The sequence below is a fragment of the Natrinema sp. CBA1119 genome, assembly GCF_002572525.1.
In the GTDB taxonomy this organism is placed as follows: Archaea; Halobacteriota; Halobacteria; order Halobacteriales; family Natrialbaceae; genus Natrinema.
In genome coordinates, this window is record NZ_PDBS01000001.1 from 2,749,789 (window position 1) to 2,775,449 (window position 25,661).

Here is a 25,661-nt window from a genome sequence, read left to right on the forward strand (position 1 = left end):
TACCCCTGCCGTCCCGCGAGTCGGTCGCCGTTCAGACCGACTCGAGGAAGTTTTCGATGATATCGTGTCCGACAGCCGTGAGCACGCTCTCCGGATGGAACTGGACGCACTCGAGGGGATGCTCGCGGTGGCGCACGCCCATCACGAGCGTGTGGTCGCCGTGTTCCGCGGTCGCCGACACCTCGAAACAGTCGGGGACCACGGTCGCGATCAGCGAGTGATACCGGCCGGCGCGAAAGCCCTGCGCTAAGCCCTCGAAGACGCCGTCGCCGTCGTGGTCCACCGCGGAGGCCTTCCCGTGGATCGGTTCGGGAGCACGGCCAATGGTCCCGCCGTACTCGTAGACGGCGGCCTCGAGGCCGAGACAGACGCCGAGCGTTGGTACATCGGGAGAAACCGCTCGGAGCACGTCCATCGTGACGCCGACGTCGCGGTCGTTTTTCGGGTGGCCCGGGCCCGGACTGATGACGATCGCGTCGGGATCGACGGCTCGCACGGCCTCGAGCGAGGCCGTATTCTTCAGGACCTCGGTTTCGGTGCCGGGCAATTGGCTGACGTACTCGACGAGGTTGTACGTAAAGGAGTCGTAGTTGTCGACAAACAGGACCGTCATCGGGTCCGCATCCTCCTTCCCGTTCGCATCTCCGTCCCCGTCCGTGTCGGCGTCCATCTCGTCGGTCGCGGTCGCGCTCATCGGCTCACCTCCGCCGTCGCGTCGGGCTCGTCCGGACTCGAGTCATCGTCACCGGTCGGCAGTTCGATCGCCTCGAGCGCGGCGAGGACGCCGCCCATCTTCTGCTCGGTCTCCTCGTACTCGGCGGTGGGATCGCTGTCGGCGACCAGCCCCGCGCCGGCCTGGACCGTGATTCGATCGCGGTCGCCCTCGTCCTCGACGGTCGCCGTCCGAATCACGATCGCGAAGTCCGCGTCGCCGGTCCACGAGTAGTAGCCGACGCCGCCGCCGTAGAGACCACGGGGATCGGACTCGAGGTCGTCGATGATCTCCATCGCTCGGATCTTCGGCGCGCCCGAGAGGGTGCCAGCGGGGAAGGACGCTCGCGTCGCGTCGAACGAATCGGCATCGTCGGCCAGCGTCCCCGTCACCGTCGACTCGATGTGCTGGACGTGGCTGTACTTGAGGACGTTCATGAACTCGTCGACGCGGACCGATCCTGGCTCCGAAACCCGACGAACGTCGTTTCGCGCGAGATCGACCAACATCGTATGCTCGGCGCGTTCCTTCCCGTCGGCCAGCATCTCGCCCGCGAGGCGGCGGTCCTCGACGGGACTCGAGCCGCGGTCGCAGGTGCCGGCGATGGGGTTAGACATGACCTCGCGCCCGCGGACGGAGATCAGCGTCTCGGGGCTGGCGCCGACGACGGTGAGCTCGTCGTGATCGAGCAGGTACATGTACGGCGACGGGTTCACGTCCCGCATGGCCTCGTAGAAGCCGAGCGGGTCGACATCACCGTACAGCTCTCGCGTCCGGGAGATGACGCCCTGATAGATGTCCCCGTCGAGGACGTGCTCTTTGGCTCGGCGGACGCTTTCCTCGTAGTTCGCCTTCGAACCCGCGATCTCGCCGTCGCGGACGAACCCGCCTGTCTCGGGCCGCTCGGCCCCGCGAAGCGTCGCCGCCACCGCAGCGGCTTCGTCCCGGAGCGCGTCGTATACCTCGTCCGGGTCGTCGTCGGCCTCGAGGACGGGCGTAAAGACCAGCGAGAGCGTGCCGTCGCGTTCGTCGAACGCCAGCGTTTTCGTCGTCAGGAGGAACTGCGCGTCCGGGAACCGGGAGTCGGGCCGCTCGCAGCCGACTTCCTCGAGCCAGAGGTCGTAGACCGCGTCGTAGGCCAGGAAGCCGACCAGCCCGCCCTCGAGATGCTGACGGTCGTGGTCGGGCATGTTCGCGAGACGGACATCCGGCATCGCGGTTCGGAGCGCGTCGACGGTATCTCCGTCGGCTTCAGATTGCATCGCCGCGAGCGGCGCATTCTCTGAGAGGGCCTCGACGGTCGCCTCGCCGGACTCGACCGTCACGACGGCCTCGGGATCGTATCCGACGTAGGAGTACCGCGCGTGGCGCTCTGCGTCCGCGGCGCTCGGACGGAAGGCTCCGTCCGGGTCGCTCGAGGCGGTCTTCTCGGCGCTCTCGAGCAGGAAGGCGTACGGCGCGCGCTCGCGGTCACTTGCGGCCGTCCGGCCGGTAAGCGCCGCGTAGGCAGCGAGCGGGGTCGTCTCGACGTCGAGGGTGGCGACGGTGCGAACGACGGTGGGTCGGTCCGAGCGGTCGGCGCTCGACCCCGCGTGCTCGCGGAACGTCTCCCGATCGATGTCGACCGTTGGCGGCTCGGATACGGTGGCGGTAGAATCGTCCATGTGTGTCAGTTACGGCTGTGCCGGTCGGCGGGCGTTCTTCGCTCGGTCGACGAACGATCGCACGGCGTCGATGTCCTTGACGCCGCCGCGTTTCTCGACGCCGCTGGCCACGTCGACGGCAAACGGGTCGACGGTCCGAACCGCGTCGCCGACGTTCTCGGGCGTGAGTCCGCCAGCGAGGATCAGCGGCGACTCGAGGTCCGCGGCGGCCATCCGGGTCTGCTCCCAGTCGTGGGTTCGACCGGTTCCGCCGCCGCCGTCTTCGGCCGCCGTGTCCACGACAAGCCCGTCGACGATGTCGTCGTAGGTTTCGGCGGTCGTCGCGTCGTCGGCGTCGACCGCGAGCAGGAGCTCGACCTCGAGTTTCGCGCGCAGGTACGCGAGGTCGCCGACCCGGATGTCGCTGTGGATCTGAATCGCGTCGGGTTCGATCGTCTCGACCAGCTCGATCGCCTCCTCGGGCCCCGCTGGCATCGTTACCAGCACGCTCGTCACGAACGGTGGCGTCGCCGCCGCGAGCGCTGCAGCCCGCTCGAGCGAGACCTCTCGCGGGGTGTCGACCGGGACGTCACAGATGATGCCGACCGCGTCCGCGCCCGCGTCGACCGCCGCCTCGAGGTCGGATTCGGTGGTCAGTCCGCAAACCTTGACGCGGGTCATCGCTCCTCCCCGACCGGCTCCGCCGTCGCGCCGCGGAGTCGGTCGAGTTTCCGCGCCGCAGAGCCGGAGTCGATCGCCTCGCGGGCCGCGTCGGCACCCGCCTCGAGCGAGTCCGCTTCGCCCGCGACGTAGATCGCCGCGCCGGCGTTCGCGAGGATGACGTCGCGCTTCGCGCCGGTCACGTCGCCATCGACGATCCCGCGCATATCAGCCGCGTTTTCCTCGGGCTGGCCACCGGCGATGTCGTCGATATCGTGTTCCGTGAGACCGAGATCCGCGGGCTCGAGCGCGTACTCCGCGACGGAGCCGCCGTCGACTTCCGCAACGCGCGTCTCGCCGTGAATAGCGATCTCGTCGGTGCCCGCGCCGTGGACGACTAGCGCGCGGTCGATGTCCATCCGTGACAGCGCGTCCGCGAGAACGGGGACGAGTTCCGGATCGTAGACGCCGACGATCTGCGCGTCAGCCCCGGCTGGATTCGTCAGCGGTCCGAGGACGTTGAATATCGTCCGCATCCCGAGTTCCTTGCGCGGCCCGATGACGGCCTTCATCGCCGGGTGGAACACCGGTGCGAGCATGAAGCCGATGCCGTCGGCTTCGATGGCTTCCTCGACAGCCGGCGGTTCGGCCTCGACGTGCACGCCAACTTCCTCGAGCACGTCGGCGCTGCCCGACGACGACGAAACCGAGTAGTTGCCGTGCTTGGCGACCGGAACGCCGGCCCCGGCTGCGACGATGGCGCTCGTCGTCGAGACGTTGATCGTGTTGTAGTCGTCGCCACCCGTTCCGCAGGTGTCGACCAGCGGCTCCCGGTCGGGATCGATCGTTCTGGCCGCGTCGCGCATTCCCTCTGCGAATCCGGCGATTTCGGCCTCCGTTTCTCCTTTCGCGCGTAACGCCGCAAGCAGCGCGCCGATCTGTGCTTCCGTCGCGCCCTCGAAAACGGCCGCCGAAGCCGCTCGAGCGTCCGATTGCGTGAGATCTTCACCCTCCGTCACTCGTTCGACGTATTCCTGCATAGTGAACACCAATGTACGTAGTTGTCTTACAATGGCCAAATGAGTACATAGACTTAAGCGTATCGTCCCGTCGCGTGGGGGCGACTCGCGTACGGCGGTCGATTCGAAACCTTCAATTGTAGCGGCGGGTAACGACTGAGTGCAGACAGCGTGACGACGCACGTCGGGCTGTGTGACCGCGAAACCAGGCGGGTTGGTAGTCTAGTCTGGTTATGACACCTCCTTGACATGGAGGAGATCGGCAGTTCAACTCTGCCCCAACCCATTTCTCCGTTGCGAACATATTTACGACCGGTTGTGTGTCCCCAGTGTGTCAGCACCGCTGTCGTTAATCGTCGGTGAGTTCGAAAACTCCCTGCTCGTGTTTGATTTTCCCCTCGTCGTTGAGCGCGGAGATCGCGGCGCTGACGGCCGCGTCGCTGTACCCGTACTCCTCCGAAAGGACGTGCCTGAGCGACGCGTGGGTGTGTCTATTTTGCTCGAGTTCATCGATGATTCGCGCTTTCAGTCGGTCGGGTTCACTCATCGTCGCTCTCCCAGTCGGTACGACAGTCCGCGGGCTGGACCTCGCGGATGCCATCCATTCCCTCGCTGGGGATGTGCTGGAAGCAACGTGGTTCGTTCTCGGTCTCAGCGATCCACGCCGCCTCCTCACCGCAGACGGCACAGCTCGGAGCGCCGGCCACTCGTAGCGCATACCACCAGCGAAGCCGCTGCAGTCGGTTCTGTACTCCCGTTTTAAGCCGGGTATAGCTGTTTGACAGACTCGTTGTAGTCACGATAGATCGTCCTCCTCGAGTCTGGCAACGTCTTCCGGAGTCATGAACGTTTGATGTGGTAGTCGGTTTTCGGCCTTGCTTCGCTCGCGTCGTTTGCCTCGAGTTGTACTGGGAAAATCGAATCTATTCACGACTGAGGGAGTAATTTGTTAGCCACGGTTTATTTCTTTTATCAGCCGCTACGACTTCTCATGGCATCACTTGACGAAACTGACATGGAGATTCTGCGTCTCCTCAGTCACAACGCTCGGCTGTCGTATACCGACATCGGTGAGGAAGTCGATATGTCCATGCCAGCCGTCTCCGACCGAATAGAACGTCTCCAGGACGCCGGAATTATCAATCGGTTCACGATCGACATTGATCGAACACAACTCGGCGCAGGGGCACAGATATTTGTCCAACTCGATCCGGGGAACTCGTTTGACCGACTTCGGTCCCGACTCGATGAATCCGATGCAGTAGAACACGTGATGGTTACCGCTGGTGGTGAACTCTGGTTCAACGCGCGAGCGCAGGTCCACAACGTACATCCGTGGCTTGACGGACTCTTCGAACCAGCCGAGGACGTGGAGTACACCGTGACGCTCATCGACGGGATCGAATGGCAGCCGTCGCTTGATGGCACGGAGTTTGCACTCACGTGTGCAGAATGCGGGAACACCGTAGATAACGAAGGAGCGTCCAAGTGGATTGACGACCGAATGCACCATTTCTGCTGTTCCACCTGCCAGAGCCAGTTCGAAGACCGGTTGAATCAGATCAAAGAGGGAGTGTAACATCCACCTCCGCGTGAACGGAGAGATCCCAACGGCGGGTTGGATGAAATCCCAACGGTGGTTTGGATACCACTACCACGCTGCTACTCGGCGAGCGAGCCACCCGAACTACCGCCCAGCCGGGTTGAACGTGGAGACCGTGTCAGGTCCTCGGCGGCAGTTCAATCGAACTCCCGACTCCAACGGAACGAAACGCATCGGGGAGACGTTCTGAGAGTATCTTCTCGGCCTGAAAGCCAGTGCAGTGGGTTCCGGCGAACAGATCGAGTTTGCCGTCTAACCAGTCCGCCAGTTCGTGGATTTCGTCCGCGTCACGAGCGACGAGATGTGTCCCACCGATGACGTAGCGGACGTCCTGATCGGTCACTGTCTCGGCGTGTTCGATGGTATTTCGAAGACCCGCATGACAGCACCCGAGAACGAGGGCCGTGCCGTCAGTGGTTGCAACGGCGACCGACTGATCGTCCGGCACTGAATCATCGACCAGTTCACCATCCTCCTCGCGCAGATGGACGGGATTGTCGGCGTGCGGTCGGGGAATTTCACCGAGTGCGAACACGCCGTCGCTCACCGCCACGGGATCGCGGTGTTCGAGAATGTCCGCGCCTGCTTCGACTTCGGCTCGAGAATAGGGGACGCCGATACGGACCGGCTCGTCCAGCGTCCTCCCGTCTGCCGGTTCCCGGATGAACCGCTCGGTCCAGATATCGGGATGGCAGTAGACGGTTGGACTCTCGACCGCGTCGAGGAACGCCTCGAGCCCTTGGGTGTGGTCGTAATGGGCGTGACTCAGCACTATGTTGTGGAACTCCGTCCCGACATCGAGCAGCCGTGCATTGTCGAGGGCGGCAGTGGATTGGCCGGTATCGAACAGTACGTCGTCGATCGCCGCTGCAAACCCCCATTCGCCGCGGAGGCCTTTCGGAATCCCTCTTGCAACGGTGTTGTCGGCCAGAATTGTAATCCTCATGGTCGACCACCCAGCGCGACTTGATACGGTTCGTCTTGGCGACCACGCTTCCAGTCTCGGTCATGGACGAGAGACGGTCTCGGTTTCGTGCACATCGAATCTCTCACGCAAAAGAGTACGTTGGACTCTCTGATTGCGCTTTCCACTAAAAATTCAAGCTTCAGAACCCGTTTGAGAACGAGATTCAAGCAAGAAGTCTCGAAACCGTCGCGAGTATCGATGAGCAAAATCCGCGTTCGCAGGTGACCTGAAAGGCTCTCAACCGTTCTTCGGTCACCGCTGCGGATTCGGAGAGGAGTAGAGCAGGCGGGCTGGCCCGTCGTATCGGTGTTTGCGTCGTCCGCCAGTACGTTTTAATTTTCAAGTTCGGCAGACGCTGGCCTAGAATTACGAGTTTAGCGGCTACTATAGTGTCGGCATGAACGCGAGTGCGTGTCGGTGCTGACGCCAGACGTTTCACGACGAATTCGCCGGATCGCTTTTCGCCGGGTAGTAGTGTTTTCTGCTGGGTGTAGTGCCGGCGGCCGTCACCGCCCGCTCTCGAGTTGCGGTCGAGACCCAGCCGCTGCTGACCTGGATCGAACGATACAAACCCGCGAGTCGGCTCGAGCGGATTATGGAAGTCGTCGGTCGGCTGCTGGCGCTGCTCGTCGTGTTGCTTGTCGGTGCCGGATTGCGGACGACCGGGATACTCGACCGGCGTCGGACCGAGCTGTTGAACGCCGTCGCCTACTACGTCGCGCTGCCGGCGCTGATCTTCGTCTCCACCTACGACCGGGCTGTCGGGGACCTCCTCTCGCCGGCGCTGCTCGCCGGACTCCTCGTTGTGCTGTTCACAACCGCAGGACTCGCCGCGCTCGTCCACCGGAATCGCGACTCGAGCGCCCGCCGGAGCGTCGCGATCGTCCAGTCGTATCACTCGAACCTGGGCTACCTCGGACTGCCGCTGGTCGCCGCGACGTTCGACGCGTCGGTGACGGCGGTCGCGAGCGTCGTGCTGGGCGTCGTGACGCTGACCCAGTTGCCGCTGACGATCCTCGTGCTCTCGACGCTCAACGGTGCCGACGCCTCGATCGCGCGCGAACTCCGCGGACTCGCGACGAACCCCATCCTGGCGACGCTGATCGTCGGCCTCGCGGTCGGCTCCCTCGGAATCTCGATCCCGTCGTCCGCCGCGACCGGTCTCGATGCGATCGGCTCGCTCGCCCTGCCCGTCGCGTTGCTCTGCGTCGGGGCGTCCCTGCAGGTCAACGTCCCCTCGATCGACGTCGGGGCGACCGCCGCCGTCGTCGCGCTCAAGATCTGTCTGATGCCCGCCCTCGCGTGGGCGGTCTTCTCCGCGCTGGCCGTCGATCCCGCGACGTTTACCGCCAGCGTCGTGATGCTCGGGACGCCCACCGCCGTCTCGACGTTCGTCTTCGCGAGCGAGCTCGGCGGTGACCGGGAGTTCGCGTCGCTGAACGTCTTCGTCACGACGCTCGCCTCCGTCGCGACGCTGTTCGTTCTGATCACGCTGGTCAGTTAGTCGGCAGGGCTGGCCTCGAATCACCGGTTCTCGAGCGGTGCTGAAACCGATCCAGACCGATGAAGCCGTCCACTACCGCGAGAAGAACTGCTTCAGCCGGCCGAACAAACCGGGCTCGTCGTCCGCGGACTCGTCGCTCGCGCCGCTGTTCGCGTCGCGGTCGACCGAGCCGGCGAGCGGGCCGGCGTCGTCGGGCACGTCGATATCGCCACCGGAGTCGCTGGCCTCCGTCTCCGTCGTCTCGAGGTCGTTCATCGAGAGGTCGACATCGTCGATCTCAGGGGTCGACTCGCGGCCGTCACCGGCCTCGGCCGCGCGAACGTCCGCACCGGTGACGGTGCCGTCGTCGACGCGGGTCGCGAGGTCCTCGAGCGACGCGTCGTCGGGAAGTGACGATGCGGCTGCGTCGACCGACGCCGGGTCGCTCGCGTCCGCCCCCTCACCGGATCGGGACGCGATGTCGTCGGTCGTCGGTTCGTCGGCCGCCATTCCATTGGTTGTGGCATCGACTTCCTCGTCGGCCGTCGGAACGTCGGACTCGTCGGCCGCGGTCGTGACGGTGTCACTCGGTTCGTTCGTCGTGGTCGGTTCGTCGCTCGAGTCCGTCGACTCGGCCTTCGTCGCGTCGAGCGAGTCGAGAATGTCATCGACGCTCTGCTCGGAGACGACGCGCCGGGGGCCGCCGCTCGGCTCGAGGGCCTCGCTCGAGCCATCATCGGCCTCGACGTCGTCGACCGCGCCGGGGTCGTCGGTCGCGGCGGTGGAGGGTGATCGCTCGTCGCTCATGGTCGTGGTCTGTCGCTGCCGGGGACATAATCTTTCCCCTGTCCGGGCGATACAGAAAACGGGATCAGTGACGCTACTCCCGGCCGCTATTCCGCGATTGCGGGTCGCGATCGGACGACGTTGAGAACGGCACCGACGAGGATGATGATGCCGGCGAAGTAGAGCCAAGTGACGAACAGGAGGACCGCACCGACGGCGCCGTACGCCTCGTACTGGCCGGCGTTCGACGCGTAGAGCTGGAATCCGATCTGGAGGACCGTCCAGCCGACGGCGGCGAAGATCACACCGGGGAGGACCTCGGCCAGTTCGACGGGAACCGGCGGCAGAACGTAGTAGATCGGCAGGAAGACGAGGACGAGCCCGCCCAGCAGGACGATCCAACCGAGCAGACCGGCGAAGGGAACGGAGTCGGCGACGACCTGAAGCATGGCGCCGATTCCGATCATGAGGGCGAGCGCGCCCGTGCCGGCGACGATCACGGTGAGTCCGTCTCTGATCTGGTCGACGATGGAGTCCTCGGCCACCTCGTCGTAGACCTTGTCGAACGCCAGGCTCAGCCCGCGGAAAACCTTGAGCGCACCCCACGTGGCGACGGCGAGCGCGACGATGGTTGCCTCCGCGCGTCCGGATTCGGTCGTGAGCGCCGCGGTAACCAGCTCCTCGCCCGACGCCGGGAGAAAGTCTCCGGCAACGGTGATCAGCCGCTGGGCCGCTTGCTCGCCGCCGATCAGCGAGCCGACGACGAGCGCGAGCAGGATGAGCGGGATCAGCGAGACGAACGCGTAGTAGGCGAAGCCGGCCGCGAGAAAGGTCAGATCGCGGTCGCTCGCCGTTCGATAGATAGTAATGAGCGGTTCCGGAACCTCCATAGTGAACGTACGTTCTTCCGGTCTATGAACCTGTAAGTCGTTCGCAATTCCTGTGAGTCGATCGGTCTCGCGGTTTTCGCTGTGCCTGTCAACGCTCGAGACGCACCCGCCGGCGAATCAATTCCCGCCCGAGGCGGAGCGGTCCCGGCCCATCACCACTCGCGACAGAAGTTCTGGCCCGCGTAGACCTCGCCGTCATCGGTGATGTAGACACCAACTCCCGCCCGATCCCAGCCGGGCGTGTCGCCTTCCTCGAGGATGGCCTGCCGATGGGACGTGGAGTTCATCCACTGGTTGACCAGCCCCGTCGCGAGCCCCTCGGCGGTCCGATGGCGAACGGTCCCGTCGCCGCCGGGTCGTTCGACGGGGCGGTCGAGCCACGTCTTGGCGATGTTTTCGCCGTATCCCGGACAGTAGTTACTTACGTCCTGAAACCGATCATAGGGACCCTCTTCGTCGGGATTCCTATGGCGAAAGTAGTCGCGATCGTCCATATCCTCGCTGTGGGCGCGCGCGACGGACGCGATCGTTCCATCCCATACGAGCGGCTCGAGGCCGTGCTCGGCCCGGCGCTCGTTGACCGCCGCGTGGACGAAGTCCTCGACGGTCGCGGATCGAACCACCTCGACGTCGGTCTCGTAACTCGAGTTCCCCGGATCGTCGGGATCGGTCACGTTAGGGTTCCGTTCGCCGGCCGGCTGCACGTCGGAACTGGGAGACGGCCGTTCCTCGAGGCCGAGCCCGTCGATGAGTTGCGGGGCGAAGAGGGCGGTTCCGAGGGCGAGCGAACAGACGAGTACGACGGCGACGAGGAAGTTCACCAGTCCCCGCATCAGCGCGCGGTCGGCGCTCTCGCTTGCGTCCGTTTCATCCGCCTCGGCTGTTGCAAGCCGCCGGCTATCCATCGAGTCAACTGAGGGTCCGTCTGCATATGATAGTCGCGGTTGCTTACAGTCAGTGAGAGGCACCTATCGGTGTGTTAATGGCTTCGAGGGTGCCGTCGCCTCATCGGATTCGTCGCCGAAAATCGTCTCGTGGATCCCGATGACGAGCCCGGGAACCACCGCCATGAACAGGTGTTCCTCGAGCGGGATGCCGGCGATATCGACGCCGGTCCGCAGTTTGATGTCGAAGACGCCGACGGCGAGGGTATAGCGGTCCCAGACGTAGGCGATCGGGTACAGTGCGAGGATAGTAACCGCCGCCTTCCGGAGCGCGTTCGCCCGGCACAAGAGAAGCGCGGCGACGAGTCCCCAGACGATTTCGGTGACGAGGTATGTGTACCGGCCGAAGACGGTAATGTCGTCCATTGCGAGACGTTTCAACGGCCCGCACAAAAATCCCGGTGCCCGGAGCCACCCCGGCCAAAACGGGCAGTATCTTAAATACCCCTGCGGCACTACGTTCAGACGGACAGATGAATATCGCTGATATCGCCACTACGGAGTTTATCGAAGTCGACGTTGGGACGCGAATGGGAAAAGTTCGTTCGATGTTCGAGAACGGTAATCCCAAGGGAATCATCGTCACAAACGACGGGGAGTACGAGGGCGTCATCAGCGAGCGGGAGGTGCTCCAATCGCACGTCGAGGACGATGCCAAGGTCGCGGCGCTCACCAAACCCAGCCGAAGCACGCCGTCGCCCAAGGTCGACCGTCAGGAGGACATTCGGGAGACCGCACGCGTTCTCGTCGAGAGCAACGCCAAGGTCGCCCCCGTCTTCGAAAACGGCGACCTCTGGGGGTTATCACCGATGACGCGATCCTCGAGGCGGTACTGGAGAACCTCGACGCGCTCACCGTCGAGGACATCTACACCGACGAGCCGATCACCCTCACTGAGGACGATGGGATCGGCAAAGCAATCAACCTCCTGCGTGAACACGGAATCTCGCGACTGCCCGTGATGAACGAGAACGGCTACCTCTCCGGAGTCGTGACCACTCACGATATCGCCGACTTCGTCATCCGAGAGAACCACACGACGACGACCGGCGACCGGGTCGGCGACAGCGACCGCCTGCTCGATGTCCCCATCTACGACATCATGACGAGCCCCGTCGAGACGACGACACTCGACACGAGCGCCAAGGCGGCCGTCGAGGCGATGCTCAAGGACGATTACGCAGGGCTGATGGTTACGCCGAAAGACGACGACCGGGTCGTCATCGGCGTCATCACCAAGACGGACGTCCTGCGCGCGCTGACGTTCACCGAGGAAGATCACATGGACGTCCAGATCACCAACATCTCGATGCTCGACACCATCACCCGGGAGTCGATCGTCGAGAGCATCGAGCAGGTGTCGGACAAGTACGCAGACATGCAGGTGATGCACGCCCACGTCCGCTTCCACGAACACAACGAGAAACTCCGCGGTACGCCGCTCGTGCAGTGCCAGATCCGCCTACGAACGAACAAGGGCCAGGTCGCCGGCACCGGCGAAGGCTACGGCGCGGAGAACTCGTTCCGGGTCGCACTGGACAAACTCGAGCGCAACGTCCTCGAGGTCAAAGGCGTCACCAGCGACGAGGAGTACCGCGGCCAGTTGCTGCGAAAACTTAACCAACTGTAGTCGGTGACTCATCGAATCGGCGCCGGAGTCATCCGACTTCAGTGTCTCCGCGTTCGGTTTTTCGGCAGTCTCGTCACGTCGATCGCTTGAGCGTCACGCTCTACCATCGACGACCCGTCGTCGGGGTCGCAACGAGCCGATGGACCGATGGACCCACGGACCCACGGAGCCGACGAAGCCACGGAGCCGACGGAGCCACGGAAATCAGACGGCGCGATCAGGACCAGGCGGCATCGTCACCGCCCTCGAGTCCGGTGTCAGTGATCCGGAACTGAACCGAGTCCCCGACGGGTTTCGAGCGGTGTTTCTCGAGGGTCGCGCGTCGCTTTCCGCCGCGGAAGCGTTCGAGGCGGACGACCGTTCCGGTCCAGTGCTCGAGGGTGTTCCCGCCGAGCCCCCGGGTGCGATCCGAGTCTGGATCGGCGAATACCTGATTCGTCAGGACGACGGCGAGGTCGTGTTTCCGGGCCAGCGAGAGCAGATGAGTTACCTGTCGGGTGACGCTGCGTAACGCCTCGCCCTCGTCACCGTCGGCGGTGCGCTCGAGGCGGTAGAATCCGGTCGCGCTGTCGAGGACGATGAGGTCCGCGCGCTCGGCGAACTCCTCGGCGTCGCGGACGGCTTCGGCCTGTTCTTCGAAGTCCAGTGCGTCCTCGATGACGATCCGCGAGGCGACGGCCTCGACGTCGTCCGCGTCACCCCCATTCTCGTCTCGAGGCGACTCGGTGTCGACGGTGGCCTCGAGCAGTTGCTGAAAGCGGTCGACGGAGACGCCTTCGGTGTCGATGTAGACGACGGTACCGCCGTCGACCGCCGTTTCGACGGCCGCCGACAGCGCGAGATTCGTCTTCCCGGCGGCCGGCGGGCCGTACAACTGTGTGACGGCCCCGCGTTCGAACCCCCCACCGAGCAACTCGTCGACCGGACTACAGCCGGTTGAAATCGCCTCGTCGGTCACGGTTCGAGTTGGGAGGGGACCCGCAAAAAGGCCCCGGAACGGCTGCCTCCGTCCGCTCGTCGACTCGAGGCGTTCACCGTGATCTCGAGACTGCCGTCTCCCCGCCCGACAAGTGTGCCGCCGTGCTACTCGTGGATCTTCTCGACGGTGGCATGACACGGACTACTGCGAATCATTTCCGGCGCACCTGCATGATGGGTCATGGGTGCACCGGTACACAGTGACAGCAGGCCGTAGGCTACACTGGTACTGCTTCGTCTGCTCTACTCATGCTTCGTCTCACCGCTCGAAAAGAGCGTTCGCGCACGTTTATTGCGTTCGGGGCCGAAGCGCAGGTGTGATCGTCGTCGCCACGACGGACTTCGAAGTGTACCACGGCGTCGTCAACGAGCTGCGAGAGCGCGGGACGACGTTTACCACGGTCGAGCCCGACGCCGAGCTGCCGGACCACGCCGACGTGGTCGTCACCGGGGCCGATCACGCCGACGACTTCGCCGACGTGACGACGATCGTCGCCGACTCCGACGACCCGAGGCGGGCGGTCGACCAGGCGCTGGCCGCGGTTCGCGGCGACGGCGGCCGGACGATCATCGGCGTCGATCCGGGCCGCAAGCCCGGTATCGCCGTCCTCGCCGGCGAGACGGTCGTCGCCGCCTTTCAGGTGCCGCTGGGCGACGCCGTCGACCTGATTCAACGCGAGGCCGCCGAGGCACCCTCCCCGGTCGTCCGCATCGGCGACGGCTCCCGCCTCGAGAGTGCGAAACTGGTCACCGATCTCGACGATGTCCGCGTCGAACTCGTCGACGAGACGGGGACGACCCCCTACCTCGGCACCGGGACGCGAGGAATGGGTGACGTGCTCGCTGCGGTCAATATCGCTCGGCTCGAGGGGGAGGTCGTCGACGCGCGAGAGATCGACCCGACTGAGGGGGAGATTCAGGTCATCAAAGACCGCTCGCGCGAACAGAGCGAGCACAATCGGGCGATCGACGAGGTGCTCGCACGCCGGGTCGCTGCGGGCGAGTTGACTATCGGTGAAGCCCTCGCCGAGCACCGAGACGATGGGGACGCGTCAGCGAATGGGTCTGCGGACACTGACCGTTCCGGGGAGTCGTAGCCGTCTTTTCAGAACTGTCTCTCGCCGGTCGGGATCGGGAATCACAGCTCACTGCCGACGGCGGACTCGCTGGCGGCTAGTCCCTCGTGAATGTCTTTCGGGTTTCCCCGCTCGAAAACCGCACTGTCGAGTTGTCTCTCATGTTCTCGTCTCACTCTCTCCCGCTCGATCAGCGACCAAAAGAAACGAAGCGGCGGTCACGCCGGTCGAAAATCGACCGTGTGACGGATGCCAGTTACGCTTCGACCCACGTGTTCGTCGCCGCGACAGACGTGAGCTGGATGTTTTCGTTCTCCTGCATGGAGATCTGCGAGCTGCCGGCACTGCCACCGTCTTCGGCGAGTGCGACGGAGGTGTGCTGCTCGTTCAGGTTCTCCTGCGTGACGAACTGGTGCTGTTCGATCGCCGCGCTCGCTGTTTGATCGATGTCGTTCGTCTGCGTCGCGTTGGCGGCGTAATCGTACGACATGCCGGGGTTGGCGGAGCCGGAGTTACCGTCCACGGTGACCGTCGTACTCGAGGTGCGGGCGACCTCGTCGGAGACGTAGCCCGGACTGGCGTAGACGTTAAGCGCGTCAGCGTAGCCAATCTGTGCGTTGTAGTTCTGCTGGTACGCCATCTGGATGGCGACGGCCTCGCTGCCGTTCTGTGCGATTGCCATGGCGCTGTTCTGCAGGTTGATGTTGCGCTGTTCGACGCCCTGCTCCTGGGCTACGCCGGCGGTCGCCGTCTGCTCGGCACCGTCGTCGCTGCCCTTCTTGTCGGGCTTTTTCGTCTCGGTTTCAGTCGAGAGGACATCGCTGCCGACGTCGCCCGCGGTCGCGACGTTCATCCCGACCGACGACGCCAGCAGGTTCGAGGCGTCGGCGCTGCCGAGTTGGGTGTTGAGGTTGCTCTGATCGGTGAACTGGATCGCAGTCGCGGTGCTGCCCTCGCCGACGGCGATGGCGACGGCACCGCGCTGTTCGTTCACGTTCGCCTGTTCGACGTCCTGTTGCTGCGTGAGCAGTGAGTCGGCGCTCTGGCCGGCGCTCGGTCCGTGATCGCCGCTCTTGTCCTTCTTGTGACCGAAGTCACCGTCACCGAGGTAGACGTTCGACGCGTTGGCGACGCCTTCCTGCAGGTTCTCGTTGCGCTGGTAGGACTGCTGGAGCGCGGTCGCATCACTATCGTTGACCGCCAGCGCGAACGCGGTGCTCTGGTTGTTGTAGTTGGCCTGTGCGACCTCCTGTGATTGCGTTACGGCGGCGAGAGCCTCCTGGGTGACCGTCTCGTCGTCACCTTTCTTGTCTTTGACTCCCCAGCCGTCGAACTGTTGGTCGCCACCGTCGCCGATGATGATGTTGACGTCACCGACGTTCTCGAACTGGGTCTCCGCGCTCTGGAGCCGATCCTCGGCGGTCGCGGACCCGCGCTGTTCGTTGTCGTTGTACTGGTTCGCTTCCTGGACGGCGGTCGCTTCACCGCCATCGATCGCGATCGACACCGCGGAGCCTTGCTCGTTGATGTTGACCTGATCGACGTCCTGATACTGGATGACCTCGGCCGCGGTGTCGGCGGAGCCGCTCGCGTGCTGGTCGACGTACTCCTCGAGCGACATGTCGCCGAGGTCGGCACCGAAGACCAGGTAGAGCTCCTCTCCGTCCTCGAGCGCGTGTACGGTCCCGTTCTCGAGGTTGCCGTCACCGCCCGCCGTAGCCGCCGGAACGCCGGCCGCTACCATGGACAGGGCGACCATACAGGCCAGAAGGAGTGTCGTAGCTTGTGATCGTCTCGTCGTGTCGTTTGTCATTGATCGTTTGATTTGCTTCGTGAGTGTCTTTCGTTTCTGAGTCTCTACGACGCAAACCACCATTCCGTGATGACCACCTTTGTTATCGATAGGTTGGAGCTCGGTTGCGTCGAGATATAATTGGGAAGATAATACCTTACAATCAGTAATCGATGACTTCGACCGGAGAATGGTGTGCCAAAGCGGTCTCGAAGCGAGCACGGTACGGTTCCGAAGATCGATCGGGGACTAGACAGTGATTCGTACGGTCTGCACGGGCACCTCGTCCCGCTGCTGTGAACCGTTTCTCCGATTGTAGGCTGCTATTACCGACTGGAATTTTCAGTCGAGCATTCGACTCGACCGACATTTCGGGGACGGCGATTCCGAATATCGTCACCGAAACGCTCGGAAATCGGCGATGTAGTGTCGCTGTAACAAGGACAGGGTCTACCCAAATCCGGATAAAAACGATCACACTGTGATAGGGGAAGGAAACGCGGGTCCAACGCGTGGATTCGCCGCGAAACCGTTTGCCGGGTTCAAATGGGTGTCTGTAAACAGTAGCGACTGGGCAACGCGCCACAGCGGGAGAACCGGGAGGTGTCGGCGCTACGCGCGGCGAGCGACAGCGCCGCCACACACAGCGCCGCCACACGTGACAGATACTTTCGTTGTGGTCCGCACGCGTGCTGCCCGATGACGAATACGGTGACCGAATCAATGAAACGCGCAATCACACTCGCACTGACGGTAGCACTGATCGGCGGCCTCTTGTTCACAGCGGCCGCGGGAACAGCAGCCGCACAGAACGCCGACGCCGACGCCGACGCTGACTCCGATGTCAATATTGACGATGTCGATCAGACATCGTCTGCGGAGACAAATATCGGCGTCGATCAGAACAACAATAACGAGCAGACGCAAGCCGCGTCGTCCTACAGCAGCTCAGACGAGAGCTACGCGGAGACGAATGCACAGCAGGCTCAGGACGTCGATCAGGGTAACTCGGCCAACGTCGAGGATACGACCACGGTCTCCTCGAACGACGTTGAAGCCGACTCCGATGCCGTTGCCGACGCGGACGCCACTGACGACGACACTGACAACTCCGTTGACGGCGTCACCGGCGACCAGCTAGAGAGTATCCTTAGTGGTATCTTCGCCGAGCTCGGTCTTTAACTCGGCCTATAACTGAGTAACTACTCTAATAATACCGAACTAATTTTTCGGATTCTCGTTCAGTAAATCACCGATGAGCCAGTTGCATCACGTCGATTCGAGTCCGATTTCGGTACGTCGATAGCGATCAACGGTAGTTCGGATTAGAGTCCAGTAATCGGTGAGCCAACTACTCGTTCCGCCCTGGAAAGCACCTCTCGAACAGGTAGTTCTACCTCTCGAGCAACCGCCATCGCATCGTCGTACTCAGCACTCACATCGTACACCTCACCATCAGTATCGCTCGCGATTTTCACGGTGACCTCGTATTCGTCGCCGTCGATCTCGAGCGTTACCGTCTCGAACGCTCGATTCGCGATCCACCGATGCGTCACGCCCGCGTCACGAACGCCCAGCGTTCCCGTCTCTTCGGCAAGCGCTCGAGCGACGCGCTCTCGATCCGCGGGCTTGCAGATGACCTTCACGAGGTGGCCGGGTCGGGACTTCTTCATCGTCGCGGGGAGGATCGACACGTCTCGAGCGCCCGCGTCCGCGAGGGTCTCCTGCAACCCACCCAGCACTTCGGGCGTTGCATCATCGAGGTTGGTCTCGAGGACTGCGATATCGTCTTTGACGAGTTCGCCTCGCCCCTCGCCGGAGCCAACCAGCACCCGGAGGACGTTCGGATGCGGATCGAGATCGTAGCCGCCCGCGCCGGAGCCCGACGCCTCGAGTTCGAGCGCGGGCAGCGCGTCGATCCCGTCGGCGACGTGGCCCAGGATCGCCGCGCCGGTGGGCGTGAGCAACTCGGCGTCGACCGGCCCGCCGCGCAGCGACCAGTCGGCCCGTTCGGCGATCTCGACCACCGCCGGCGTCGGTACGGGGTACTCGCCGTGACTCATCGAGACCGTCCCGCCGCCGGTCGCGAGCGGAGTGGTGACGACCCGATCCGGCTCGAGGTCGCGAAGCAAGGCCGCGGCACCGACTACGTCCGCGATCGCGTCGTCGGCTCCGACTTCGTGGAAGTGGATGTCTTCGAGGTCCTCGCCGTGGACGCTCGCCTCCGCCTCGCCGAGCAGTTCGAAGATCGCGAGCGCGTCGCGTTCGACCGCCGGCTCGAGGTCCATCTCGGCGACGATCTCGCGGACCTCGAGATAGCTGCGGTGGGGGCCGTGACCCTCAGCGCGAGTGCCGTCGTGGTCGTGCTCGTGACCCGAATCGTCCCGGTCGTGCTGATGATCGGTGTCGTGGTGGTGACCGTCTCCGTCGCTCTCCTCCTCGCCCGTCAGCAACACGTCGACCGTCGTTGCGGCGATACCGCGCTTCGTCGTCTCGTCGATCCGATACTCCACCTCGAGGGCGTCGGTCACGGGCTCGAGGACGTCGGGGTCGGCACCGGCGTCGAGGAGCGTGGCGAGGATCATGTCGCCGCTCGCGCCCATGCGACCGTCGAAGGCGAGGATTCGCATGCCTACGTTCCGGAGGGGGAGACGCAAAAAGCCACCCTTCCGGTCTTCGACGGGCTGTCGATACGGCCAAAACCGACCGGGTCCGGTACATCTTTGTAGCGTCCGGTCGCATCTCTCTATGGTAGTGACTAGCACAGAGATGTGGGCTAACACAAAACCTATCCGCTCACGAACCGGAGTGAAAGACATCGCCGTCCATCCCTAAACCATGAACGAAGTCCAACTGGAGGTCGCGAAAGCGTACCCGAACGACTCGGGTCGTGGTATCGCCCGACTCGACCCGGACACGCTGTTGCATCTGAAGCTGAGTCCGGGCGACATCATCGAAATCGAGGGTGCAGACACGACTGCCGCGAAGGTCTGGCGTGCAGACCGGCAGGACTGGAACACGGACACCGTCCGCATCGACGGCTTCACCCGTCAGAACGCCGACGTGGGCATCGGCGAACGGGTGACGATCCGAAAGGCCGAAGCGACGAAAGCCGACAAGCTCACCCTCGCGCCGCCGGAGGAGGCGTCGGTCCAGTTCGGCTCCGACGCCGCCGGCATGGTGAAACGGCAGATTCTCAAGCGTCCGGTTGTCGGCCGCGATATCGTCCCCGTGATGAGCTCGACGAACCATCCATTCATGCGGTCGCCAGGGCAGGCGATCCCACTCATAGCCGTCGAGACCGAACCGGAGGGCGTGGTCCTCATCACCGAAGACACCGACGTCGAACTCCGCGAGGAGCCGATTTCGGGCTTCGAAAAGACCGGAGGCGGGATCACCTACGAGGACATCGGCGGCCTCCAAAACGAGATCCAGCGGGTCAGGGAGATGGTGGAACTCCCAATGAAGCATCCGCAGATATTCAAGAAACTCGGCATCGAGCCGCCACAGGGCGTCCTGCTGCACGGCCCGCCGGGCACCGGGAAGACGCTGCTCGCCAAGGCCGTCGCCAACGAGACCTCCGCCAGTTTCTTCTCTATCGCCGGCCCGGAGATCATCTCGAAGTACTACGGCGAGTCCGAACAGCAGCTCAGGGAGATCTTCGAGGACGCAACCGAGGAGTCGCCGTCGATCATCTTCATCGACGAACTCGACTCCATCGCACCCAAGCGCGAGGACGTCACCGGCGAGGTCGAACGCCGGGTCGTCGCCCAACTGCTGACGATGATGGACGGCCTCGAGTCGCGGGGCCAGGTCATCGTCATCGCGGCGACCAATCGCGTCGACTCGGTCGATCCCGCGCTGCGCCGGCCCGGCCGGTTCGACCGCGAGATCGAGATCGGCGTCCCCGACGAGACGGGCCGCGAGGAGATCCTGCAGATCCACACCCGCGGGATGCCCCTCTCGGACGACGTCAGCCTCGGCCACCTCGCCGACGAGACCCACGGCTTCGTCGGTGCCGACATCGAGAGCCTGACCAAGGAGGCGGCGATGAAGGCGCTTCGGCGCTACCTTCCGGAGATCGATCTCGACGAGGAGGATATCCCGCCGAGCCTGATCGATCGGATGATCGTCAAGCGGACGGACTTCCGCGGGGCGCTCAACGAGGTCGAACCGAGCGCGATGCGGGAGGTCCTCGTCGAACTTCCGAAGATCTCCTGGGACGACGTCGGCGGCCTGCAAAACGCCAAAGACCAGGTCCAGGAGTCCGTCGAGTGGCCGCTCTCGAACCCCGAACGGTTCGATCGGCTGGGCGTCGACCCGCCCGCCGGCGTCCTGCTGTACGGCCCGCCGGGGACCGGGAAGACGCTGATGGCGAAGGCCGTCGCCAACGAGACCAACGCGAACTTCATCTCCGTGCGCGGCCCGCAGCTCCTCTCGAAGTGGGTCGGCGAATCGGAGAAGGCAATCCGACAGACCTTCCGCAAGGCGCGACAGGTCTCGCCGACGGTCATCTTCTTCGACGAGCTCGACGCGCTCGCGCCGGGCCGAGGCGGTGAGGTCGGCTCGAACGTCTCCGAGCGGGTCGTCAACCAGCTCCTGACCGAACTCGACGGACTCGAGGAGATGGAGAACGTGATGGTCATCGGCGCGACCAACCGGCCGGACATGATCGACCCCGCACTGCTGCGTTCGGGCCGATTCGACCGGCTGGTCATGATCGGCGAACCCGACGTCGACGGCCGCGAGCGTATCCTCGAGATCCACACCGAAGACACGCCGCTGGCCGCCGATGTCACGCTGCGAGAGATCGCCGAGATCACGGACGGCTACGTCGGCAGCGACCTCGAGTCGATCACCCGCGAAGCGGCCATCGAGGCCCTCCGCGAGGACGAGGAAGCCGACATCGTCGAGATGCGCCACTTCCGACAGGCCATGGAGAACGTCCGGCCGACGATTACCGACGACATCCTCGACTACTACGAGCAGATCGAAGAGGAGTTCCAGGGCGGCACGAGCGGCCCCGATCCGTCGGGTCGTCGCGGCAGCCGCATCGGCTTCCAGTAGTCGCGATCGTCGTCCCGGTTCATCGACGCGTTTGCGGATCGATTTTCGGTTTTCGCTGGTAGACCGCGTGAGCACCGTTGACAGTTCGGTCTGGTAGCTGACGGTATCTCTGCTCGAGCGGAGCGAATCGTCACTTTACCCGTTCGTTCTCACTGCAGGCCACACTGCCGCTCGCGGTCGGACTCGTTCCCCCGTGGGGGGTGTCTCGAGCGCGAATCCGGGCAGCGTGGATCGTCTCCGTTGCGTCGTCGATGACGACGACTTCTCCAGGTGCGTCCGGCAACCGCTCCGCATCGGCTAGCGAGCCGTTCACGTACGTCGGTTGTGCGTGCTCGAGTGCAGCCAGATCGTCTCGAGCGGTCAGTCGGTGCGCACAGAGGATGTCTGACTGTGAGATGCCGACCTCGGGGACGGCGCTCGGTCGTTGGGTCGCGGCGACCAGACTGACGCCGGGTGCACGGCCGCGCGTGAGGATCGTCTCGAGTGCGGGTTCGGCCACGCCGTCGAAGAACGCGTGGGCCTCGTCGAGCAAGAGCCAGGGGAGCCGATCGATCGATTCGCGGACCCGCGCTCGGTACAGCGCCTCCGCGACGCCGCGACAGACGGCGTTCATCGGTGCGGCCGCGAGCTCCGAGACGTCGACGACCGATATCTCCGGTCCGCCGAGGGCCGTCGCATCGAGTCCGTCGGGGTCGAAGACGCCCCACGAGTCGGCGAGGCGCAAGTGGTTGGTCGCGGCGCGCACTGCAACGCTCGAGGCGTCGGCGGACGCGACGTGTGCCCGCATGTCCTCGATCGTCGACTCGTCCTGGGCGGCCCGCCAGAGCAGGCTGCCAGCGCCGCGTTCCGGCGAGAGACCGAGCAGTTCACACCACGATCTGGGATCGAGGGACGCGGCCGTGACGGTCGGTTCGACGACGACGCTGGCCGGCACTGCCTCGCCGTCGGCCGGTTCCGCCAGCGTGTCGAACGCGCCCATCGGATCGACGAGAACGGGTGCGACGCCGCGTGATCGAGCCAAGTTTTCCGCGATGACGCCCATCGTGTAGGACTTCCCGTAGCCGCGCTTGCCGACGAGCAACATCGCGTGTGGCCCGTCGAGATCGAGGTGGAGGGGTGCGCCGTCGCTGCCGTCGAGCGCCCTGTAGGAACCGAGGCGACCGACGGGGCCGTCCTCGCGATCGCCGTCGCGACCCAGTACGAAACTCACGGGGGGAACTGCCGCGGCATCGTATTTGAACCCTCGAGCCACCGTTTAAATGCGAAGCCGCGGCCAAGCGAGGCGTGACTTCGAAACGGACTGACTCGGATTCAACGGATGGAACGAACCGGTCGCGGTCGTCGTTCGCTCGAGACGATCGAGCGATCGAGGGACTCCCGATTCGGCTGGTGATCGCGCTGGTCGTCGGCGTCGCCGCGCTGGCGATCATGCTGAACATGCTCGGCGGAATCGGCAGCGTGGGCGATACGGAGGTGACCGTGAAAATCGCCGACGCCGATCAGGTGATCGATGCGGATGCGACCGGCAGCGATGCGAAAGTGGACGTCTACGCGATGGACGAAAACGGGAACAACGTCTCGGACGCGACCATCGTCGCGACCGCCGATTCCGCCCAACTAGACGGCGTTCTCGACAAACCGACCGGCGACGACAACCACGCAGAGCTCGATTTCGACGGCTCGCAGAGCCTTCGAGCGGATCAGGATATGGGAACGATCCAGCTCGAGGTGATTCCGCCGTCCGACAGCAACTACATCGACGAACAGCCGAACCCGAGCATTCGGGTCGTCGCCCGATAGCGATGATCGAGACGACCGATGACCGAGACGACCGATGACCGAGACGACCGATGACCGAGACGATCGATGATCGAAACGACGACCGAACTCATCATCGGGATCGCGTTCGGGCTGGTCATCGGGATCGGCCCCGCGATCGCCGTCGGCATCCTCGGTGCTGTCTTCAGCGACCGCGGCTCGAGTCTGCCGTTGCCCGCGAGCGTCGCGCTCGGCGTGGCGATGGCTACCCTCAACGGCTACTTCGTCGGCGTGCTCGAGCCTGGTCTCGTTCGAACGCAGCTTCCCCGCCTCGCAACCGGGACGCTCGTCGTTGCCATCCTGACGGTGTCCGCGGCCAGTCAGGGCGAGCGCGTCGCGTCGGAGCTCCCGTTCGGGGCCGGGCGGCCGACCCAGCGAAACCGCTCGCTCGCTGCCGCGGCCATCGACTCGGTCGATGCGATGGGACAGGTGACGGTCCGAACGACGGGGCGAATCCGTGATATCGACGGCTATCAGTCGCTGTCGCCCGACGTTCGGCGGGCACTCGAGGCGGATGCGTGGCGATTCCCCGCCGATCTCCCGTTGTCCGCGCTCGAGATGCGACTCGAGACGCGACTCCGAACCGAGTACGAACTGGCTGCCGTCGCCGTGTCGATCGACGGGCGCGCCCGGGCGACCGTCGCCGCCGCACCGGAATCCGGCGATACCGCGACGGCAGTGCCCGACGGCTGGCGCGCCGTTTCGATTTCGGCGCTCCTCCCGACCGGACTGCGACCGGGTGACGATGTCGCCGTCCACGTTCGAGGTGCGTCGGTGACGGCGACCGTTCTGAGCGCCAGTCAACGAGATCAGTCCGGGCACGGACAAGCTGCCCCTTCGCTCTCGGACGATCTCCCAGTATCGGGGCCAGCCACCGATTCCGGAGCCGGGTTTAGCGAGGGAGGGACAATCGGGAACGGGAGCCGACCAGCAATTGGAGCGACGAACGCAGCCCCACGTCCGACCGCCGAAACGGTCGGTGGCGACGGCCACGTTACCGTCGCTGTTCCGTCCGCCGACGCCGACTCGCTACTCGCTGCTGAGCGCGCCCGAATCGCCGTCCCCGCCAGTGGACTGGACGCCGACCGCCAGGCTCTGTCCCGGCTCGAGCGAGCGGATTACTCGGTTCGTCGCGTATCGTTCGGTACGGTGAGGGAACACGTCGATACGGGCGACGGAGCGACCGACGAGACGATCCGCGTCCTCGCGGCGAGCCGCCCCAACGACGACGGCGACGGCACGGGGTCGACGAGCATCGATCCGGTCGCCGAACGGGAGACGTGGTGTCTCGACCCCGATGTGGCGACGCTCGACGACCGGGACGACGTGTTCGTCGTCGGGGAGCGAATCGAGTTACAGCGGCGGATCGACGATGAGCGCGAACCGACGCCGCGTTCGACCGTTATCCCGGTACTGGAGGGTGAATCATGACCGGAGTCGTCGTCTTGCAGACGGCAGTCTCCGAGTGGACCGAAACGGCACTGATCAATATACTCGGGTTCGCACTGATCGCCGGTATCGTCACGACCACAGTTGCGTTCGGGTATCGGGCCGTGAGTACGCGAGGGGCTCCGGTCGGCGTCGGCACGTTCGCCGGACTCGCGGTCGTTGCGGGCTGGCTGAACGCCGCCGGTCTCGAGCAGGCGACGATCATCGACGAAACGCCGCTCGTCCACCACGCGACCGCGACGTACGTCCTCGGCGCGGTCGTCGTCAGTGCGGTCGCCGCCGAGATCGGCCGGCGAATCGGTGACGGGGTCGCGCGCGATGTCTTCGATATCACCCGGCTGGCGGCTACCGGCGAGATTGCTTCACTCGTCCGATCGGCGCGGCTCTCGATAGCGATCCAGTTACCCGAACGAGTCGATGATGCAGCGGGGTATCCGCCGGTTGATCCGTCGATCAAACGAGATCTCGCCGGCAGGACGGTGTTGGTTCCCCAGATCAGCGACGAATCGGCACTTCGCTCTCGACTCGCGACCCGCCTCGAGCGCGATTACGGTCTCGGCAACGCGTCGATCACGGTCGGAGCAGACGGGACCGTCGAGCGACTCGCGATCGGCGGCACTCGCTCTCGAATCGGGTCGAGCCTTCCAACGGGAACCGTCGCGATGGCGATCCGTGCCGATCCGGCACCGACCGCAAGCGTCGGCGATCCGATCGAGGTCTGGACATCCGAAGGGGACTCGAGTCGACTCGCTGCGACCGGAACGGTACGGGCCACTGCTGGGGATGTGGCGACGATCGCCGTGGACGCCGACGCCGCCGAGCGGCTCGCGTTCGATCCCGGCTCGAGCTATCGACTGACGACGCGGTCGGAACCGCCGAACGACGGCGACGGGCTGTGTTCCGTGCTCCGTGCCGCCGACGAGACGGTGCGATCCGTCACCGTCGAAGACGGCGGCACCCTCGACAACGTGTTCGTCGGCTGGCTTTCGGGAACCATTCTCGTCGTCGTCCGTGACGGCGAGGTGATTCCGTTTCCGGACGATAACGAGACGCTACGGGACGGCGACGAACTCTCCGTGCTCGGAACGGCCGGTGAACTGGCCTCCCTTCCGCCGAACGAGGTGGGTACCATGCACTGACAGTC

Annotated in this window: 23 protein-coding genes, 1 tRNA gene and 1 pseudogene; 10 read left to right on the plus strand and 15 right to left on the minus strand. The window is 64.4% G+C overall.

Features of this window, described 5'->3' with window-relative positions:
* Positions 1-31 precede the first annotated feature (31 nt).
* From trpG to trpD, 4 genes are read right to left on the minus strand one after another with little or no spacing between them, the layout of a single operon-like run.
* The gene (gene trpG, locus CP556_RS13620; RefSeq protein ID WP_098726121.1) at positions 32-694 is read right to left on the minus strand and encodes an anthranilate synthase component II; all 663 of its coding nucleotides are present in this window, start codon (positions 692-694) and stop codon (positions 32-34) included.
* The gene (trpE, locus tag CP556_RS13625; protein ID WP_098726122.1) at positions 691-2,376 is read right to left on the minus strand and encodes an anthranilate synthase component I; all 1,686 of its coding nucleotides are present in this window, start codon (positions 2,374-2,376) and stop codon (positions 691-693) included. Before trpE ends, trpG begins: the two co-directional genes overlap by 4 nt.
* Before the next feature lie 9 nt (positions 2,377-2,385).
* Positions 2,386-3,036 (minus strand): phosphoribosylanthranilate isomerase, encoded by a 651-nt coding sequence (locus CP556_RS13630; protein ID WP_098726123.1) that lies wholly within the window; start codon positions 3,034-3,036, stop codon positions 2,386-2,388.
* Positions 3,033-4,055, minus strand: coding sequence for an anthranilate phosphoribosyltransferase (trpD, locus tag CP556_RS13635; RefSeq protein ID WP_098726124.1), 1,023 nt, complete (start codon positions 4,053-4,055; stop codon positions 3,033-3,035). The genes CP556_RS13630 and trpD overlap by 4 nt, the downstream gene beginning before the upstream one ends.
* Positions 4,056-4,245: 190 nt before the next feature.
* Here trpD and CP556_RS13640 point away from each other — a divergent pair.
* Positions 4,246-4,320: transfer RNA gene (locus CP556_RS13640), tRNA-Val, on the plus strand.
* A 63-nt stretch (positions 4,321-4,383) separates the two neighbouring features.
* Here CP556_RS13640 and CP556_RS13645 read toward each other — a convergent pair.
* Together CP556_RS13645 and CP556_RS13650 are read right to left on the minus strand one after the other, a co-directional pair.
* Positions 4,384-4,581, minus strand: a complete 198-nt coding sequence (locus tag CP556_RS13645; RefSeq protein ID WP_098726125.1) for a hypothetical protein — start codon at positions 4,579-4,581, stop codon at positions 4,384-4,386.
* Complete coding sequence (locus CP556_RS13650; RefSeq protein ID WP_255291459.1) at positions 4,574-4,741, minus strand: hypothetical protein; 168 nt, start codon at positions 4,739-4,741, stop codon at positions 4,574-4,576. Before CP556_RS13650 ends, CP556_RS13645 begins: the two co-directional genes overlap by 8 nt.
* Positions 4,742-5,025: 284 nt before the next feature.
* On the opposite strand from CP556_RS13650, the gene CP556_RS13655 reads away from it, so the two are divergent.
* On the plus strand, positions 5,026-5,613 hold the full coding sequence (locus tag CP556_RS13655; protein ID WP_098726126.1) for an AsnC family transcriptional regulator: 588 nt from the start codon (positions 5,026-5,028) through the stop codon (positions 5,611-5,613).
* A 142-nt stretch (positions 5,614-5,755) separates the two neighbouring features.
* On the opposite strand, the gene CP556_RS13660 is transcribed toward CP556_RS13655, so the two are convergent.
* Positions 5,756-6,583 carry an MBL fold metallo-hydrolase gene (locus CP556_RS13660; RefSeq protein WP_098726127.1) on the minus strand — a complete coding sequence of 276 codons (828 nt, stop codon included), beginning with the start codon at positions 6,581-6,583 and terminating at the stop codon, positions 5,756-5,758.
* A 616-nt stretch (positions 6,584-7,199) separates the two neighbouring features.
* Between CP556_RS13660 and CP556_RS13665 the strand changes: the two genes are divergently transcribed.
* Positions 7,200-8,108 carry an AEC family transporter gene (locus CP556_RS13665; RefSeq protein ID WP_098727406.1) on the plus strand — a complete coding sequence of 303 codons (909 nt, stop codon included), beginning with the start codon at positions 7,200-7,202 and terminating at the stop codon, positions 8,106-8,108.
* A gap of 72 nt (positions 8,109-8,180) precedes the next feature.
* Here CP556_RS13665 and CP556_RS13670 read toward each other — a convergent pair whose 3' ends face one another.
* The 4 genes from CP556_RS13670 to CP556_RS13685 all read right to left on the minus strand — a co-directional run bounded on the left by CP556_RS13670 (position 8,181) and on the right by CP556_RS13685 (position 11,073).
* Positions 8,181-8,894 carry a prolipoprotein diacylglyceryl transferase gene (locus CP556_RS13670; protein ID WP_098726128.1) on the minus strand — a complete coding sequence of 238 codons (714 nt, stop codon included), beginning with the start codon at positions 8,892-8,894 and terminating at the stop codon, positions 8,181-8,183.
* Positions 8,895-8,980: 86 nt separating this feature from the next.
* The gene (locus CP556_RS13675; RefSeq protein WP_098726129.1) at positions 8,981-9,763 is read right to left on the minus strand and encodes a YihY/virulence factor BrkB family protein; all 783 of its coding nucleotides are present in this window, start codon (positions 9,761-9,763) and stop codon (positions 8,981-8,983) included.
* Between the two features lie 152 nt (positions 9,764-9,915).
* Complete coding sequence (locus tag CP556_RS13680) at positions 9,916-10,668, minus strand: CAP domain-containing protein (RefSeq protein ID WP_098726130.1); 753 nt, start codon at positions 10,666-10,668, stop codon at positions 9,916-9,918.
* 63 nt (positions 10,669-10,731) lie between these two features.
* On the minus strand, positions 10,732-11,073 hold the full coding sequence (locus tag CP556_RS13685; RefSeq protein WP_098726131.1) for a lycopene cyclase domain-containing protein: 342 nt from the start codon (positions 11,071-11,073) through the stop codon (positions 10,732-10,734).
* Between the two features lie 107 nt (positions 11,074-11,180).
* On the opposite strand from CP556_RS13685, the pseudogene CP556_RS13690 reads away from it, so the two are divergent.
* Positions 11,181-12,337 (plus strand): annotated as a pseudogene (locus CP556_RS13690) (CBS domain-containing protein).
* A 217-nt stretch (positions 12,338-12,554) separates the two neighbouring features.
* Here CP556_RS13690 and radB read toward each other — a convergent pair.
* Complete coding sequence (gene radB, locus CP556_RS13695) at positions 12,555-13,295, minus strand: DNA repair and recombination protein RadB (protein ID WP_098726132.1); 741 nt, start codon at positions 13,293-13,295, stop codon at positions 12,555-12,557.
* A 337-nt stretch (positions 13,296-13,632) separates the two neighbouring features.
* Between radB and CP556_RS13700 the strand changes: the two genes are divergently transcribed.
* On the plus strand, positions 13,633-14,412 hold the full coding sequence (locus CP556_RS13700) for a hypothetical protein (RefSeq protein ID WP_098726133.1): 780 nt from the start codon (positions 13,633-13,635) through the stop codon (positions 14,410-14,412).
* A 235-nt stretch (positions 14,413-14,647) separates the two neighbouring features.
* Here CP556_RS13700 and CP556_RS13705 read toward each other — a convergent pair whose 3' ends face one another.
* Positions 14,648-16,150: a hypothetical protein gene (locus CP556_RS13705; protein ID WP_176548191.1), complete on the minus strand. Its 1,503-nt coding sequence runs from the start codon at positions 16,148-16,150 to the stop codon at positions 14,648-14,650.
* Between the two features lie 756 nt (positions 16,151-16,906).
* On the opposite strand from CP556_RS13705, the gene CP556_RS26660 reads away from it, so the two are divergent.
* The gene (locus CP556_RS26660) at positions 16,907-17,365 is read left to right on the plus strand and encodes a hypothetical protein (RefSeq protein WP_255291460.1); all 459 of its coding nucleotides are present in this window, start codon (positions 16,907-16,909) and stop codon (positions 17,363-17,365) included.
* A gap of 143 nt (positions 17,366-17,508) precedes the next feature.
* Here CP556_RS26660 and larC read toward each other — a convergent pair whose 3' ends face one another.
* Positions 17,509-18,813, minus strand: coding sequence for a nickel pincer cofactor biosynthesis protein LarC (gene larC, locus CP556_RS13715; RefSeq protein WP_098726134.1), 1,305 nt, complete (start codon positions 18,811-18,813; stop codon positions 17,509-17,511).
* A 208-nt stretch (positions 18,814-19,021) separates the two neighbouring features.
* On the opposite strand from larC, the gene CP556_RS13720 reads away from it, so the two are divergent.
* Positions 19,022-21,250: a CDC48 family AAA ATPase gene (locus CP556_RS13720; protein WP_098726135.1), complete on the plus strand. Its 2,229-nt coding sequence runs from the start codon at positions 19,022-19,024 to the stop codon at positions 21,248-21,250.
* Positions 21,251-21,380: 130 nt separating this feature from the next.
* On the opposite strand, the gene CP556_RS13725 is transcribed toward CP556_RS13720, so the two are convergent.
* Positions 21,381-22,460, minus strand: coding sequence for an ATP-binding protein (locus CP556_RS13725; protein ID WP_098726136.1), 1,080 nt, complete (start codon positions 22,458-22,460; stop codon positions 21,381-21,383).
* Between the two features lie 74 nt (positions 22,461-22,534).
* Here CP556_RS13725 and CP556_RS13730 point away from each other — a divergent pair, with 74 nt between their 5' ends.
* The 3 genes from CP556_RS13730 (at position 22,535) to CP556_RS13740 (ending at position 25,656) form a co-directional block, all read left to right on the plus strand.
* A complete protein-coding gene (locus tag CP556_RS13730) occupies positions 22,535-23,050 on the plus strand; it encodes a DUF7382 domain-containing protein (protein ID WP_098726137.1) in 516 nt (171 codons plus the stop codon).
* A gap of 66 nt (positions 23,051-23,116) precedes the next feature.
* Entirely contained in the window at positions 23,117-24,499 is a 1,383-nt protein-coding gene (locus tag CP556_RS13735; protein ID WP_098726138.1) for a DUF8167 domain-containing protein, read from the plus strand.
* On the plus strand, positions 24,496-25,656 hold the full coding sequence (locus CP556_RS13740; RefSeq protein ID WP_098726139.1) for a TrkA C-terminal domain-containing protein: 1,161 nt from the start codon (positions 24,496-24,498) through the stop codon (positions 25,654-25,656). The genes CP556_RS13735 and CP556_RS13740 overlap by 4 nt, the downstream gene beginning before the upstream one ends.
* Positions 25,657-25,661: the final 5 nt, after the last annotated feature.

What these genes read in the sequence shown, in the direction of transcription:
- trpD (WP_098726124.1), bottom strand. Translation starts at nt 4,055, where the DNA reads ATGCAGGAATACGTCGAACGAGTGACGGAGGGTGAAGATCTCACGCAA.
- CP556_RS13720 (WP_098726135.1), top strand. Translation starts at nt 19,022, where the DNA reads ATGAACGAAGTCCAACTGGAGGTCGCGAAAGCGTACCCGAACGACTCG.
- CP556_RS13630 (WP_098726123.1), bottom strand. Translation starts at nt 3,036, where the DNA reads ATGACCCGCGTCAAGGTTTGCGGACTGACCACCGAATCCGACCTCGAG.
- CP556_RS13740 (WP_098726139.1), top strand. Translation starts at nt 24,496, where the DNA reads ATGACCGGAGTCGTCGTCTTGCAGACGGCAGTCTCCGAGTGGACCGAA.
- CP556_RS13660 (WP_098726127.1), bottom strand. Translation starts at nt 6,583, where the DNA reads ATGAGGATTACAATTCTGGCCGACAACACCGTTGCAAGAGGGATTCCG.
- CP556_RS13705 (WP_176548191.1), bottom strand. Translation starts at nt 16,150, where the DNA reads ATGGTCGCCCTGTCCATGGTAGCGGCCGGCGTTCCGGCGGCTACGGCG.
- CP556_RS13670 (WP_098726128.1), bottom strand. Translation starts at nt 8,894, where the DNA reads ATGAGCGACGAGCGATCACCCTCCACCGCCGCGACCGACGACCCCGGC.
- CP556_RS13675 (WP_098726129.1), bottom strand. Translation starts at nt 9,763, where the DNA reads ATGGAGGTTCCGGAACCGCTCATTACTATCTATCGAACGGCGAGCGAC.
- CP556_RS26660 (WP_255291460.1), top strand. Translation starts at nt 16,907, where the DNA reads ATGAAACGCGCAATCACACTCGCACTGACGGTAGCACTGATCGGCGGC.
- CP556_RS13735 (WP_098726138.1), top strand. Translation starts at nt 23,117, where the DNA reads ATGATCGAAACGACGACCGAACTCATCATCGGGATCGCGTTCGGGCTG.
- trpG (WP_098726121.1), bottom strand. Translation starts at nt 694, where the DNA reads ATGAGCGCGACCGCGACCGACGAGATGGACGCCGACACGGACGGGGAC.
- CP556_RS13680 (WP_098726130.1), bottom strand. Translation starts at nt 10,668, where the DNA reads ATGGATAGCCGGCGGCTTGCAACAGCCGAGGCGGATGAAACGGACGCA.
- CP556_RS13655 (WP_098726126.1), top strand. Translation starts at nt 5,026, where the DNA reads ATGGCATCACTTGACGAAACTGACATGGAGATTCTGCGTCTCCTCAGT.
- CP556_RS13645 (WP_098726125.1), bottom strand. Translation starts at nt 4,581, where the DNA reads ATGAGTGAACCCGACCGACTGAAAGCGCGAATCATCGATGAACTCGAG.
- CP556_RS13685 (WP_098726131.1), bottom strand. Translation starts at nt 11,073, where the DNA reads ATGGACGACATTACCGTCTTCGGCCGGTACACATACCTCGTCACCGAA.
- trpE (WP_098726122.1), bottom strand. Translation starts at nt 2,376, where the DNA reads ATGGACGATTCTACCGCCACCGTATCCGAGCCGCCAACGGTCGACATC.
- CP556_RS13665 (WP_098727406.1), top strand. Translation starts at nt 7,200, where the DNA reads ATGGAAGTCGTCGGTCGGCTGCTGGCGCTGCTCGTCGTGTTGCTTGTC.
- larC (WP_098726134.1), bottom strand. Translation starts at nt 18,813, where the DNA reads ATGCGAATCCTCGCCTTCGACGGTCGCATGGGCGCGAGCGGCGACATG.